The following is a 13,028-nucleotide window of genomic DNA, read 5'->3' as shown; positions in this document are numbered from 1 at the left end:
AGTGAGCGGCAAGGCATCGATGGAGTGGCGGACCGGAGAAGTGACCTCGCGGGATGGGGCGACGATTGCCGCACTCAGTGTGGGACAGGGCCCCGGGCTGGTCGTGATACCTGGGAACAACCGGCGCGCCCACCACTACCAGGCCCTGGCACAAGAGCTGTCCGGCGCTCACAGCGTGCACGTGATCGAGCGGCGTGGGCGCGGCCAGAGCGATCCACAGGGGCCGGACTACAGCGTGGAGACCGAGGTCGACGACGCGCTGGCCGTCATGGATCACACGGGCGCAGGCCTGGTCTTCGGGCACAGCTACGGCGGCCTGATCGCTCTACACCTCGGGCTGCGGCGAAGGGTTGCCGCGCTGGTGGTCTACGAGCCGGGCGTGAGCATCGGCGGGTCATTCCCGGCACACTGGCTGCCGTCGTTCACTCGCTTGCTGGAGGAGGGCAGGCACGCCGCGGCTATGGCGGTCTTTCTCAAGGCCACTCGCCTGACCCCCATCGGCGACGCGCCGACGCCGGTGTTCCGCGCGCTGGCGTTCATGCTGTTGCGCGGGGCCGACGGCCGTGACACGCGGGCGATGATGGCGACGACCCCCGCCGAGATCCGCGAGATCATCCGCCTGGACTCCGACGGTGCCAGATATGCGAGCGTAGACTCCCCGACGCTGCTGCTCGGCGGCGACAAATCCCCCGACTACCTCACCCGTGTGCTCCCTTACCTGGGCCACATCATGCCCGACGCCCGGCACGAGATCCTGCCCGGTCTCGACCACAACGCACCCGACCTGAACGCCCCCGCCGTTATCGCCGAACGGTTCCGGACCTTCGTGCAGTCCCGGCTCCCGGGAGAGCGGACCGGCTGATGGGGATGGTCGGCCGCGACTGTTCCGCTTCACCGCGGCCGGCCGACGCCGCCGAGGGCTCCAGGCGATCTACTAGATGGTGACGGACGCGCTCTACGGCAAGCTGGAGATCGCGTCGGCGAAGCAGCAGGAGACGCTCGGCTTGTTTCGCGAACGCCTGTACGACGGATCATGTGGCAGAACATGGTCGGGCATCGGTCAGGCATGGGGACGAAGCGGTCGCCGGGTCGTCCTGAGGCATGGTCCTGGGATAGCGTCGGGCCCGAGGTCCCCTTCCTCTTTGGAGGCCCGGTGCCGCATCCGACGCAGGTCCTCGTCGCCGAGGACGAAGCGCTCATCCGCCTCGACATCACCGAGAATCTCACCGAAAGCGGGTACGAGGTCGTCGGTCAGGCGGCTGACGGCGAGACCGCCGTCCAACTGGCGCGGAAGCTGCGCCCGGACGTCGTGCTGATGGACATCAAGATGCCCATCAAGGACGGCATCCAGGCGGCCGCCGAGATCAACGCCGAGGGCATCGCCCCCGTCGTCTTCCTCACCGCCTTCAGCCAGCACGACCTGGTGGAGAAGGCCAAGGAAGCGGGTGGTTACGGGTACATAGTCAAGCCGTTCTACGCCGGCGATCTGGCTCCGGCGATCGAGATGAGCCTGGCTCGCTACGCCGACAAGCAAGCCGCCGAGCAAGAGGCGAATGTGCAGCGCGCCCAGGGCTTTCTCATGGGCCGGTTCGGGCTGTCAGCGTCCCAGGCGCTGCGATGCATCCAGGACGGGGCGGCTGAGCTGCGAACGAACAGGGAGGCAGTGGCAGCGGCCGTCTTAGCGGGAGACGTCGTGGAAGGGCCCGGCGGCCTGCCGGTGATCTTCACTGGGGATTCTGCGCCGGCCACGATGGAGGTCGAGGCCTATCTGGACATCAACGACGAGGAGATCGCCGCCAGGGTGTTCGCGGCTCTTGACCGGCTGGCGGAGGAGCTGGGTTACGACCCGCCCCAGGTGACCCAGATCGAGCGGGGCTCGATCTGGCGGCGGGCCAAGGCGGCGCTGGGGCGGAGTATGCAGACCCGCGAGGTCGTGGAGCGGCTGGTCAAGGCGGAGCGGGCCGTGGAGCTGATCGCTCTGGATGCCCGGCAGGCGGAGGTGGACGGGAAGTTGGCCGAAGCCGTCTCCACGCTGGTCACCAGCCTTGCCGATGTGCCGGAGGCGTGCCTGCGGGTGGGCTCGATCCTGCTGATCAAACACGAGACGCCCGCCGGGCCGGCGCTGGTGACGCGTAACCTCTCGCAGCTGGAGATCCGTGCCCTTGAGCGCTTCCCCGAGATCCAGACCAATCCGCGCACGGCGTTGGCTGGTCTGGCGACCGCAATCGCGAGCATCGAGACGGACGACAACTCCCCATCGGAGAGGTAGCGCGTCCTGCCGGCCGACAGCAGGAGAGACGTGGTCGACGAGTTCCGTCGTATTTACAGTCCCTTGGCGTCGGAGGACGCATGGCGGGGGTATGTCCTCCCGCACGGAGTGATCTTTGAGCCCAGGGGGAGTTCATCCATGTACGCAACGGTACGGCGATACGAGGGGGTAACCGATCCCGCCGAGGCGGGACGCCGAGTGAGCGAGGGGTTCGTAGCGCTCATCAGCCAGGTTCCCGGGTTCGTGGCTTACTACTGGGTCGACGCTGGAGATGGGGTGATGCTTTCCACCAGCGTCTATGAAGATCAAGCTGGAGCCGAAGAATCCACCAGAAGGGCCGCGGGCTTCGTGCGGGAGCAGCTCGCCTCCCTGCTTCCGAACCCTCCCCAGGTCACGGCCGGCGAGGTCGTAGCATCCGGGTAACGCCACCTGCGGCACCCGCTTCAGTCTCTGATCTTCTGAAGGGGGCAACTCCTCGCCATGGTGATCAGGGCTCGCAGTCGGACGACCCGCGAGCCGGCTCGTCTACCGCCGCTGCCCGACGGGCGCGCCCCCACGGTTCTCGGCGCCCACAGGCTCGATGAGGATCCGCGCCGCCGCGAGATAGGCGGCCAGCAGACCTTCCGCGACCGCCGCCACGCTCTCGTCCGCGGGCAGAAACGTGGGAGCATGCAGCCCCGCCGCCGTGTCGGTGCCGACGAAGAGCATCAGCGACGGCACATCCGCCGCGAAGTAGGCGAAGTCGTCGGCGCCGCACGACCGGAGCGGCGCCGACACCGTGTGGCCGAAGCCGCCGAGCAGCGCGGCGGCCTCGGCGGCGAGGCGGGCGTCGTTCACGAGCACCGGCTCACCACGCAGGATCCGCACCTCGGCCTCGCACCCGTGCGCCTTGGCGACGCCCTCCGCGACCGCGCGAAGGCGTTCGTGGAGCTGGGGCCGCCAGGACTCCGACATCGTCCTGAGCGTGCCCCGGGTGACGGCCTCACCCGGTATGGCGTTGGGCGCGGTGCCCGCCTCAAGCGTCCCGAAGGTGACCACGGTGCCCACCATCGGGTCGGCGTCGCGGCTGACGAGCTGCTGCGCGGCCACGATGATCTGGGCCAGCGCCGGTATCGGGTCCCTGGTCAGGTGGGGGTAGGCGGCGTGTCCGCCGCTGCCCCTGACGGTCAGTGTGAACTCGTCGGCGCAGGCGTTGACCGGGCCTGGGGTACAGGCCACCACTCCGGCGCCGAGCACGGGCTGGACGTGCGCGGCGACCATGGCCCGCACCTGGTGTGCGACGAGCGCGCCCGACTCGACGATGTCGAGCGCGCCCGACGGGTAGGTCTCCTCCCGCGGCTGCAGCACCGCGATCATCGGCGCCGGCCCGCCGGCCCTGTCGACCGCCCTGGCCAGCGCGACCAACGCGGCGAGGTGGACGTCGTGGCCGCAGGCGTGCATGGCACCGTTGCCGGCCGCCCAGGGCACCCCCGTCTGTTCCGTGATCGGCAGGGCGTCGAGCTCGCCGCGTACTCCGACCGCGGGGCCGTCGCCGCCGATGCGGACCAGGGCGCCGGTGCCGGCCACCGGATCCGGCGCCGCCGCGGCGGGCAGGGCGTCGAGCACCTGCTTGAGGGTCGGCCCTTCCTGCCCGGACACGCACGGCTCGGCGTGCAGCCTGCGCCGCAGCTCGCAGGCGGCGGGGAGCTCGGCGCGCAGCGCGGCTAGCAGGCGTTCGCGCGTCTGGCTTGGGGTGCGCTCGATGCGATCCGTCACGCGTCGTCTCCCAGGCGGTAGACGCGACGCGCGTTCTCCTTGCCGATCATGGTGGCCACCCGGACCGCCTGCGCCGGCGACCACTCCCCGTCGGCCACGAAACCGCCGAGGACGCGGGTCATCGCCCGGCGCCACAGCAAGGCTCCCAGGTGGTGCAGCTCGGCCGGGCCCCAGGCGTCGGAGGAGAAGAGAATCTTGGCGAACGGCGCCAGCTCCAGGCTCTCCGCCACGACGGCCACGCTGCGCGCTCCGGTGTAGTTCACTCCAAGGCCCACGTCGAAGTAGACGTTGGGGTAGACCTGGGCGAGGTAGCCCGCGTTGCGGTGGAACGGATAGCAGTGCAGCAGGAGCAGGGGAACCCCACTGGGCTCGGCCCTCTCGATGAGCCCCCGCAACAGCAGTGGGTCAGAGCGGTGCAGGTCGACGTCGGGATCGCCGTAGCCGATGTGGAACTGCAGCGGCAGCCCGCGCTCGATCCCGGTCCAGATCAGGTGGCGTAGCAGCACCGGATCGTCGACCCGGACCGTCGCGGTCTCCTCGATCGCCCGCAGCCATCGCCCCGCTGCCGCCGTGACCTCGGCGGGGGTGGGCGGGCTCGGGTCGAGATCGAGCCCGTGGCGGTAGGCGACAATGGTCTTGAGACCGCGGGCCGTACCGCTGAGCTTCCACAGCAGTTCGGCGAAGCGCGCGGCGAACCCGGCCGCACTGACACCCTCGGACACCACCTGCTCGGCCACCGCCTCCAAGCGCACGACCTCCTCGGCGGGCCGCCCGGTGACCTCGGCCATGCCCGCGGTGCCGAGGATCTCGTCGCCGCGATAGCCGGTCTCCACCAGGAAGTGGCCGATCCCGCTCGCGGTGAGCAGCCGCCTGTTCACCTCCGCGGCGCCGAGCTCGGCACGCCGCGCCATATACGCGTCGGGCGGCGCGTGCGGGTCGAGACCCAGCACGGGCGCGCAGTGCCGCAGGATCGCGAAGCCGATCTGGGAGTCGAACTGGCTCATCCAGCCGGGTACCGGCCGGTCCGACTCGGTGATGAGCTCCTCGAACTCCTCCCTGGACAGGTCGTGGCCCGAGGCGCCGTGGACATGGTGGTCCACCAGCGCGATGGCCTCGATCGACTGATCGAGGGACTCAGAAGACATCAGCGATCCTCCTGCAGCTTTCCACGTCATCCAGACCGTCGAGCGCGCGCGATTCCGTCCGCTTGACCGACAGATACGTGTCGATGAGGTCGGGCGCGAACAGGCCGCGCACGACCTCGTCGGCCTCGAGTGCGTCGAGCGCCTCGTCCTGCGACTTGGGCAGCGGCGGCACGGCCGCGAGCTCATCCTCGGTCACCGACTCCGGCCAGACGACCGGCTCCGGGTAGCCGCGGCGGATCCCCTCCAGGCCGACCCTGAGCAGGACGCCGAGCGCGAGCCAAGGGTTGGCGGTCGCGTCGGCGGCGCGGAACTCGACGTTGAACTCGGCTTCCGAACCAGGGCAGATGCGCAGCATCGCCTCCCTGTTCCGCTCGGCGAGGAACACCCCGCCCGCGCTCCACCGGTGTGGGGTGAGGCGCAGGAACGACACCGGGCTCGCCGCGGTCACCGCGGTGAGCGCGGCGGCGTGCCGCAGAATCCCCGCACAGAACCTGGCGGCCTGCTCCGACAGGCCTCCCGGCCTGCCGGGGTCATGCATGGCCCCGCCCTTGAACGACAGGTGGATGTGCACGCCGTTGCCGCTGCCCGCCGGGTGCAGGATGGGCGCGAAGCAGGCGCGCCGCCCGCGCCGCCTGGCTAGGTCGCGGACGAGCTCGCGCAGCAGCACCGCCTGGTCGGCGGCGGCGAGGGCGTCGGTGGGGGCGAGCGTGATCTCGTGCTGCGCCTCGCCGAACTCGGGCAGCCAGGTCTCGGGCGCGAACCCGTTCCCTTCGAGGAGTGCCACCAGATCGGAGCCGAACGGCTCCGCGGTCCGGTATCTCTCGAAGGAGAACGGCCCCGCGGAATCCGGCGATCCTGGTGCGGCCAGCGTGAACTCGTGCTCGAACGAGGCCACCGGGACGAGTCCCGCCTCCGCCCGCAGTTCCTCGACGGCGTCGGCGAGGAAGGTGCGGGGGCAGCACTCCCACGGCGTACCGTCCGGCAGCGTCTGCCCGGCCAGGTACAGCCGCGTCCCCGGGACGTCGCCGTCGGCCGGGATGTCGGCGCGCGTGGCGGGGGCGGGCAGCAGCCGCAGGTCGCCCGTCGAGCCGAACGGATTCTCGGCGATGGTCCCGAAGCAGGTCAGGGCCAGGTCGGCGGGCACCCAGCCGGTGCCACCGCGCAGCACCGCGGCCTCTCTGGAGGCGGGTACGGCACGGCCGCGCGTGTGCCCGGCCAGGTCGCAGGTCGCGATGAAGACGTTCATGCCGTCCCTCCGGCCCCGGCGACCGCCTGCTCCTCGGGACGGGCCAGCTCGGCGCTGAGGCTCTCCCCGATCCGACCGGCAAGGCCGGGAGCGGCCAGCACGACAGCCAGGCCGGCCAGGCACCAGGCCGCGGCGATCCACGGGAAGTAGCTGAGTGGGCTGTCCTGCCCCACCGACTGGTTGTAGAAGACGAAGCACAGGTAGGCGATCGCCAGCACCGGGATCGCGATCTCGCGCCTCGGGATCCGGCCGCGCCCCTTCACGATGAACGCGACGACGCCCGCCCCCGCGACGGCATAGGCCACCAGCAGGCAGAGCACGCCGAGGGTGGCGAACCAGTAGTAGGCGTCGAAGGCGCTCACTCCGCCCAGGTCGAGGGCCACGTCGGCGAGCACGGCCACGGCGAGGGCGACGACCAGCGAGACGGTGGGCACCCCCGTGCGCGGGTCGGTGCGGGCCAGGACACGTGGGCCGAAGCCGTCGCGGGAGAGCGCGAGAAGCAGCCGGCTCGCCGCCGCCGCCGAGCTGATGGAGGCCGCGAACGCGGACGCCATCGCGGTGAAGGCGATCACGAGGGAGAACCAGGTGCCGACATAGGCCTCGGCGAGGGCGGACAGCGACGACTCCGCCCCGGCGAAGGCGGACACCCCGCGCTCGCCGGTGCCGAAGCCGATGGTCTGGGCGAACATCACGAAGACGTACAGCACACCGGTCAGCAGCACGCTGCCGGCCAGGGCACGCGGGATGTTGCGGCGCGGGTCGGCGGTCTCCTCGCCGAGCGACGCGCACGCCTCGAATCCGGCCCAGGACAGGAACGCGAACACGGTGGCGGTCATCACCGCGCCCACGGTGGTGCCCTCCATACCGAAGACCGACAGGTCGAGCGTCTGACCGCCGGGCGCGGTGCCCGCCCCCGCGCGGGCCACGATGATCGCACTGAGCACGAGCATGCCGACGATGCCGACGCCTTCGACGAGCAGCAGCGTGCGAGCCGTCACGCGGGACTCGCGGGAGTTGACCGCCCAGACACCCGCGGCGGCCACGGCGGCAACGGCGAACCAGGGCACCCCCCAGGACAGGCCGAGAGCGTGCACGAAGGCTTCGGCGAACACCGCCGTGGCGGCCAGCGTGCACACAGCGAAGAACAGGTAGGTGCCGACCAGGGCGAATCCGCCGAAGAATCCGGCACGGGGACCAAGGGTCACTCCGGCCAGCGCGTAGACCGAGCCCGCGTGGTTGAAATGGCGCGTCAGCCGGACGAATCCATAGGCGACCAACGCCACGCCGATCAGGCCGAGGACGAAGACGAGCGGCACCGCCTTGCCCACCGTGCCCGCCACGCCCGCGCCGTTGAGCGCCATGGCGAGCGTGGGGCCCATGAGCCCGACGGACAGGGCGAGCGCTTCCCATAGTCGTAGTTTGCGAGGCGGGCGCAGTTGTTCCGGCATGGCACCTCCCGAGAGGGGGCGGAGTCGGGCCGGCGGTCGCGCGGCCCACTTCCCAGCATGAAATAGAACATTCATGGCGCCCGTCAAGAGTCAGGTTTGAAATTTTTGTTTCATTAGTCCATCGTGACCTGCCCCGCGATCTCCTCGACCTGCCGCAGGCGGGCCTCGCCGGCCTCGCCCAGCCGCTGGGTCACGCCCGCGACCACCGTCTCGATCAGTGCCATCGCCGGGACGAGGCTGTCGAACGGGCTCGGCGCCTCGACGCGGGCCGGAATGACGAGGTCGGCGACGTCCGAAGCGGGTGACAGCCAGGGATCGGTGAAGAGCACGATCTTGGCGCCCCGATCGTGCACGCGCCGCGCGAACTCCACGATGTCTCGCTGGTAGCGGCGATAGTCGAACACCACGACCACATCCCGGCGCCCCGCGTCCGCGCAGAACGCCGCCATGTTCTCCGGCCGCGCGTCGAGCACCCTCGTTGCCGGGCGGAGCAGCCTCAGGTGCAGGTCCAAATACTCGGCGAGGATGTGCGAGTAGCGGCCGCCGATCAGTGTGATCCGCCGCGTCGTGTCCGCCAGCAGCGCGAGGACCTCGTCGAGTTCGGCGTCGGACAGCGCGGCGAACGACTCGTCCAGCCGCTGACGGAAGGCCGCCGCCGCGGACAGCCTCAGGCCTCCCTCCCCGACCTGCTGGCCGAGCGTGAGCGGCGACGCCCGCCGGGCCTCGATCTCCTCGCGCAGCGCCTGCTGGAACGCCCGGTAGCCGGCGAAACCCAGTCCGGCCACGAACCGCACGACCGTCGGCGCGCTCACCCCCGCGCGCTTGGCCAGCCGCGCGGCCGTCTCCAGCCCGGCCGCCGGATAGTTGGCCAGCAGCATCCGGGCGACCTGCCGCTCTCCTGGTGATGCGTCCGCGAGGCTCCGTCTCACCCGCTCCGCGACCGAGACGAACACCTCCGCGCTCTCTTCAGTCATCGACGCCTCTCGATCAGGGTTGTCCCGCCCCTCATTCTGGCCGGTCGCCGAGCCTGTGGGGGTTCGCGTCGATGCCTCCGCGGCAGCGTGCCGCCGTACTTATGGCTACTGTCCGCCGAGCGGTGCCGTCTCGGTGCGGAGTTCGCACTTGAGGATCTTGCCGGTGGCGTTCATGGGCAGGCTGTCGCGAAGCTCGACCAGGCGGGGGTACTTGTAACCCGCCATGGTGTCGCGGCACCAGGCGACAAGGGTCTCCGCGGTGATCTCCGAACCGGGTACGGGAACGATGAATGCCTTGACCTCCTCGCCGTGGGTGACGTGGGGCACCCCGACGACGGCGGCCAGGCTGACGGCGGGGTGGGAGAGCAGCACCTCTTCGACCTCGCGTGGGTAGACGTTGAAACCACCTCGGATGATCATGTCCTTGGCCCGGTCGACGATGTAGAGCCAGCCGTCCTTGTCCCGGGAGGCCAGGTCGCCGGTGCGAAACCAGCCGTCACGCACGGGGCGTGCAGGTCGCCAACGGGCTGGTCTCCGACAGCCCGTAGCCTTCCCGGATGGACTTTCCGAAGCGGCGGCGGAAGCGCCGATGGCCGTGCACCGCCACCTCGCCCGATCCGGCGAGACGTTCTCATCGGTGCTCAACTCCACCCGCGTACAGCTCGCCCATCAGTACCTCGGCAACCAGAACCGCCCGCTCACCCAGATCGCGGAACTACTGGGATTCTCCGCCCTCAGCACGTTCTCACGCTGGTTCAGCGGCGAGTTCGGCTCCAGCCCGAAAGCCTGGCGCACGGCCCACCGCAACACCCACAGCCGCCACGAAGCGACATAGCGCTGAGGGGGCGCCCCTCGCGCGCTACAGGCCCCTTACGCCTGGCTGATCGGGCCGGCGAAGAGCTGGGCGGACACCTAGTTGGAGCGGGGCCGGAGCAGGTCTTCGACAAGGGTGTCCACCAGATCGTGGGGGATACTCGCCCCCGTCAGGGCGCGATAGACGATCGGGCCGACAAGAGCGTCCATCGTGGCGTCGGGGCCGAGGCTGGGTGAGATCTCGCCGGCGTCGATTCCACGCGCGAGCATGTCACGTTCCTGTTCACGGCGTGGACCGAGATAGCGCTGGTGGAAGCTTTTGGCCGTGTCGGGATCGTGCTGCGCCTGGGCGATGAGTGCGAGCAGGACCTTGCCGGCAGGGTCGCGGGTGAGGAATCCCGCGAAGCCGCGCAAGTAGCCACGGATGCTTTCTGCCGTGGGCTTGTCCGTAGGGACGGGAAAGCGCTTGTCGCTGTCTTCGATGAGCGTGTCAAGGAGGATCTCGACCTTCGAGGGCCACCAACGGTAGATCGTCTGCTTGGCGACGCCGGCACGACGCGCGATCGCCTCGATGGTCAGAGCGCCGAAGCCGTGCTCGACGAGCAGATCGTCCGCAGCATGAAGCACGGCTAGACGTGCGGCCTCGTCGCGCCGGGGGCCGGAGCGTGCCCTGCGGGGCTGAGAGTTCGCGGCGGGCATGCGGGACACATTACCCGTCAGCGGTGCCGTACATTTGTCTAGACGCGACGTTGCGTCTAGATTGAGAGGCCTACCGCGAAGGAGTGAATGTGTCCACCACGTCCAACCGCCAAGCTCTCATCATCGGAGCCTCTCGAGGGTTGGGGCTCGTCCTCGCCAACGAGCTCGCTCGACGCGGCTGGCGAGTCATCGCCACGACGCGCCGGAGCGGCGGCGAGCTGCAAGCGAATGCCCATGCCTGGAATGGACAGCTGAAGGTCGAATCGTTGGAGATGACAAGCTCCGAACAGCTGGCCGCTCTGCGCGAGCGACTGGCCGGCTGCCGACTCGATCTGCTCTTCGTCAACGCTGCGATCGACCGAGGTGATTTGCCCATCGACGAGGTCTCGACCGACATGTTCACCGAGGTGATGATCACCAACGCGTTGAGCCCGTTGCGCGCCCTTGAGGCCCTCCGCGGACTCGTCGCGCCCGGCGGCACCGTCGCGGTCATGTCATCTGAGCAGGGCAGCATCTCGCGAAACAGCGAGCCCGGCTTTGAGCTCTACAAGGCCAGCAAGGCCGCGCTCAACCAGCTGATGCGCAGTTACGCCACCCGCCATGCCGACGACGGACAGACCAAGCTGCTCATCGACCCCGGCCACAATCAGACCCAGCTCGGCGGACCCGACGCGCCCCTCAGCCCTCAGGAGAGCATCCCGGCCGTCGTCGACGTCCTCGAAGCGCAGGCCGGCGCCCCCGGCCTGCAGTTCATGGATCGCCACGGCGAGATCATCCCGTGGTAGAGCCCTTCACCGCTGGCTCTCGCTGTGGGACGACCGATGAGGGGCGGCGCGTACGTGCGCACGCGTCCCTTGCGGGCCGAACAGGATGAGAAGCTCGACCACGCCGCCATCGGCGCTGCCCAGCCAGTGCGGCAAGGACGTGTCGAACTCGGCTGCCTCACCGGCCGGCAACGTCAGGTCGCGCTCGCCGAGCACGAGCCGTAGCCGGCCGTTGAGCACGTAGAGCCATTCGAAGCCTTCGTGAGTCTGCGGGGTCGGTTCGAGTGGTTCCGGCTGGGCGGGGATGATCATCTTGAACGCGTGCACCCCGCCCGGTCGCCGGGACAGAGGCACGAAGGTCATCCCGAACCGGTGGATCGGCTTGAGGTGTATCCGGGGGTCGCCGGTGCGCGGGGCGCCGACGAGGTCGTCCAGCGGAACGTCGTAGGTACGAGCCAGCGGCAGCAGCAACTCCAGGGTCGCCCGGCGCTGCCCGCTCTCCAGCCGGGACAGGGTGCTCTCCGACACCCCGGTCGTCGCCGCGAGATCGGCGAGGGTGATGCCGCGGTCACGACGCAGCGCACGAAGCCGCGGCCCCACCGCGTCAAGCACGTCGTCGTCCGACTTGTGTTCCACGAGACCATCTTGCCAGAACCGCAAGTTTCCGTGCCAAATCGTGGCACGTCTGGCAAGACTGAGCGCTCACCGACAGAAGGAGCCTTGATGAGCGCCACCGATGCGGTCACGTTCTGGGACGGCGTCTACGCGGCCCGATCGGCAGCCATCGACCCGCGGCCGAATGCTCGCCTCACCGAGACGGTCACGGGTCTGTCACCTGGCGATGCGTTGGACCTCGGATGCGGCGACGGCGGCGACGCGCTGTGGCTCGCCGGCCAGGGGTGGCACGTCACCGCCGCCGACATCTCGGCCGTGGCGGTCGAGCGGCTCGCCGTCCTCGCCCGCTCACACGGCCTGGACGACCGAGTCACCACCGTGCGGCACGACCTGCGCACGTCTTTCCCACACGGCGAGTTCGACCTGATCTGCGCCCACTACCTGCACACCCCAATCGACCTGGACAGAGCAACCGTCCTGCGCTCCGCCGCGCACGCACTGCGCCCGGATGGGCGGCTGCTGATCGTCGACCACGGCTCGGCCGCGCCATGGTCGTGGAACCAGGATCCCGGCGTCCGGTATCCGAGCCCGCACGAGGTCGCCGCGGATATCGACATGGACCCGGCGACATGGACGGTCGAGCGGGCCGACACGCCCCACAGGATCGCGACCGGACCGGACGGGCGCACCGCCGAGGTCACCGACCACGTCCTGCTCATCCGCCGCACCACCTGACACACGGCGGCCGGCGCCGCTCCCGACGAAGGAAGGAGACCACTGTGCCCAGCACCACGCGCCGCAACCGCCGCGGCGACACCCCGCCGCCCCGGACCGGAAGCAGCGAGACCGAGACCCTGCGCGGATTCCTCGACTACCTCCGGACCTCGATCGCCGCAAAGGTCGACGGCGCGCCCGAACCGCAGGTGCGAACAGCCGCAGTGCCGTCAGGCACGAACCTGCTCGGCCTGCTCAACCACCTGACTTTCGTCGAACGCTCGATGTTCCTCGGGGACGACGTCACCGACTGGCAGGCGACGTTCCGGGCCGCACCAGCGGACAGCGTTGCCGACATCGTGGCCCGCTACCGAGAGACGGTCGAGCGCGCGAACGACGTGCTCGACGGGTGCACCGATCTCGATGCACCGGTTCCTCGACCGCGGCCGGGACGTCCCGCTCCCAGCATCCGCTGGGCACTCACCCACATGATCGAGGAGACCGGCCGGCACGCGGGCCACGCGGACATCCTCCGCGAACTGATCGACGGCGCGACCGGGCGCTGACTCCACCACTGCCTCCAGGA

At 69.9% G+C, this 13,028-nt stretch carries 14 protein-coding genes and 1 pseudogene; 7 read left to right on the top strand and 8 right to left on the bottom strand.

Annotation, left to right across the window (positions count from 1 at the left end; genetic code table 11):
* Window position 1: 1 nt before the first annotated feature.
* The 3 genes from ACIBHX_RS24340 to ACIBHX_RS24330 all read left to right on the top strand — a co-directional run bounded on the left by ACIBHX_RS24340 (window position 2) and on the right by ACIBHX_RS24330 (window position 2,692).
* The gene (locus ACIBHX_RS24340) at window positions 2-862 is read left to right on the top strand and encodes an alpha/beta fold hydrolase (RefSeq protein ID WP_397069496.1); all 861 of its coding nucleotides are present in this window, start codon (window positions 2-4) and stop codon (window positions 860-862) included.
* A gap of 291 nt (window positions 863-1,153) precedes the next feature.
* Window positions 1,154-2,269, top strand: coding sequence for a response regulator (locus ACIBHX_RS24335; RefSeq protein WP_397069495.1), 1,116 nt, complete (start codon window positions 1,154-1,156; stop codon window positions 2,267-2,269).
* 30 nt (window positions 2,270-2,299) lie between these two features.
* Window positions 2,300-2,692 (top strand): hypothetical protein, encoded by a 393-nt coding sequence (locus tag ACIBHX_RS24330; RefSeq protein ID WP_397069493.1) that lies wholly within the window; start codon window positions 2,300-2,302, stop codon window positions 2,690-2,692.
* Window positions 2,693-2,794: 102 nt separating this feature from the next.
* Here ACIBHX_RS24330 and ACIBHX_RS24325 read toward each other — a convergent pair whose 3' ends face one another.
* The 6 genes and pseudogenes from ACIBHX_RS24325 to ACIBHX_RS24300 all read right to left on the bottom strand — a co-directional run.
* Window positions 2,795-4,024, bottom strand: coding sequence for a M20 family metallopeptidase (locus tag ACIBHX_RS24325; RefSeq protein ID WP_397069492.1), 1,230 nt, complete (start codon window positions 4,022-4,024; stop codon window positions 2,795-2,797).
* Window positions 4,021-5,169 carry an amidohydrolase family protein gene (locus ACIBHX_RS24320; RefSeq protein ID WP_397069491.1) on the bottom strand — a complete coding sequence of 383 codons (1,149 nt, stop codon included), beginning with the start codon at window positions 5,167-5,169 and terminating at the stop codon, window positions 4,021-4,023. Before ACIBHX_RS24320 ends, ACIBHX_RS24325 begins: the two co-directional genes overlap by 4 nt.
* The gene (locus ACIBHX_RS24315; RefSeq protein WP_397069490.1) at window positions 5,159-6,415 is read right to left on the bottom strand and encodes a glutamine synthetase; all 1,257 of its coding nucleotides are present in this window, start codon (window positions 6,413-6,415) and stop codon (window positions 5,159-5,161) included. The genes ACIBHX_RS24320 and ACIBHX_RS24315 overlap by 11 nt, the downstream gene beginning before the upstream one ends.
* Window positions 6,412-7,863, bottom strand: a complete 1,452-nt coding sequence (locus tag ACIBHX_RS24310; protein ID WP_397069489.1) for an APC family permease — start codon at window positions 7,861-7,863, stop codon at window positions 6,412-6,414. Before ACIBHX_RS24310 ends, ACIBHX_RS24315 begins: the two co-directional genes overlap by 4 nt.
* Before the next feature lie 113 nt (window positions 7,864-7,976).
* A complete protein-coding gene (locus ACIBHX_RS24305) occupies window positions 7,977-8,837 on the bottom strand; it encodes a MurR/RpiR family transcriptional regulator (RefSeq protein ID WP_397069488.1) in 861 nt (286 codons plus the stop codon).
* 105 nt (window positions 8,838-8,942) lie between these two features.
* Window positions 8,943-9,456 (bottom strand): annotated as a pseudogene (locus ACIBHX_RS24300) (hypothetical protein); the annotation flags it as partial.
* On the opposite strand from ACIBHX_RS24300, the gene ACIBHX_RS24295 reads away from it, so the two are divergent.
* Complete coding sequence (locus ACIBHX_RS24295; RefSeq protein WP_397069487.1) at window positions 9,427-9,672, top strand: helix-turn-helix domain-containing protein; 246 nt, start codon at window positions 9,427-9,429, stop codon at window positions 9,670-9,672. The pseudogene ACIBHX_RS24300 and the gene ACIBHX_RS24295 overlap by 30 nt on opposite strands.
* Before the next feature lie 77 nt (window positions 9,673-9,749).
* Here the strand turns inward: ACIBHX_RS24295 and ACIBHX_RS24290 are convergent, their stop codons facing one another.
* Window positions 9,750-10,349: a TetR/AcrR family transcriptional regulator gene (locus ACIBHX_RS24290; protein ID WP_397069486.1), complete on the bottom strand. Its 600-nt coding sequence runs from the start codon at window positions 10,347-10,349 to the stop codon at window positions 9,750-9,752.
* A gap of 89 nt (window positions 10,350-10,438) precedes the next feature.
* On the opposite strand from ACIBHX_RS24290, the gene ACIBHX_RS24285 reads away from it, so the two are divergent.
* Complete coding sequence (locus tag ACIBHX_RS24285; protein WP_397069485.1) at window positions 10,439-11,134, top strand: SDR family NAD(P)-dependent oxidoreductase; 696 nt, start codon at window positions 10,439-10,441, stop codon at window positions 11,132-11,134.
* A gap of 6 nt (window positions 11,135-11,140) precedes the next feature.
* Here the strand turns inward: ACIBHX_RS24285 and ACIBHX_RS24280 are convergent, their stop codons facing one another.
* Window positions 11,141-11,749, bottom strand: a complete 609-nt coding sequence (locus ACIBHX_RS24280) for a helix-turn-helix domain-containing protein (RefSeq protein ID WP_397069484.1) — start codon at window positions 11,747-11,749, stop codon at window positions 11,141-11,143.
* Window positions 11,750-11,836: 87 nt separating this feature from the next.
* Here ACIBHX_RS24280 and ACIBHX_RS24275 point away from each other — a divergent pair, with 87 nt between their 5' ends.
* Both ACIBHX_RS24275 and ACIBHX_RS24270 read left to right on the top strand, forming a co-directional pair.
* Window positions 11,837-12,463, top strand: a complete 627-nt coding sequence (locus tag ACIBHX_RS24275; protein ID WP_397069483.1) for a class I SAM-dependent methyltransferase — start codon at window positions 11,837-11,839, stop codon at window positions 12,461-12,463.
* Window positions 12,464-12,507: 44 nt separating this feature from the next.
* On the top strand, window positions 12,508-13,008 hold the full coding sequence (locus tag ACIBHX_RS24270) for a DinB family protein (RefSeq protein WP_397069482.1): 501 nt from the start codon (window positions 12,508-12,510) through the stop codon (window positions 13,006-13,008).
* The last annotated feature ends 20 nt before the right edge of the window (window positions 13,009-13,028 follow it).

The sequence above is a fragment of the Nonomuraea sp. NPDC050536 genome (genome assembly GCF_044457685.1).
GTDB lineage: Bacteria > Actinomycetota > Actinomycetes > Streptosporangiales > Streptosporangiaceae > Nonomuraea.
This window is presented reverse-complemented; position numbering and strand designations above follow the sequence as displayed.

Excerpts from the sequence above, each read along its gene's own strand:
- ACIBHX_RS24320 (WP_397069491.1), bottom strand. The coding sequence starts at position 5,169 with ATGTCTTCTGAGTCCCTCGATCAGTCGATCGAGGCCATCGCGCTGGTG.
- ACIBHX_RS24290 (WP_397069486.1), bottom strand. The coding sequence starts at position 10,349 with ATGCCCGCCGCGAACTCTCAGCCCCGCAGGGCACGCTCCGGCCCCCGG.
- ACIBHX_RS24305 (WP_397069488.1), bottom strand. The coding sequence starts at position 8,837 with ATGACTGAAGAGAGCGCGGAGGTGTTCGTCTCGGTCGCGGAGCGGGTG.
- ACIBHX_RS24315 (WP_397069490.1), bottom strand. The coding sequence starts at position 6,415 with ATGAACGTCTTCATCGCGACCTGCGACCTGGCCGGGCACACGCGCGGC.
- ACIBHX_RS24295 (WP_397069487.1), top strand. The coding sequence starts at position 9,427 with ATGGCCGTGCACCGCCACCTCGCCCGATCCGGCGAGACGTTCTCATCG.
- ACIBHX_RS24310 (WP_397069489.1), bottom strand. The coding sequence starts at position 7,863 with ATGCCGGAACAACTGCGCCCGCCTCGCAAACTACGACTATGGGAAGCG.
- ACIBHX_RS24275 (WP_397069483.1), top strand. The coding sequence starts at position 11,837 with ATGAGCGCCACCGATGCGGTCACGTTCTGGGACGGCGTCTACGCGGCC.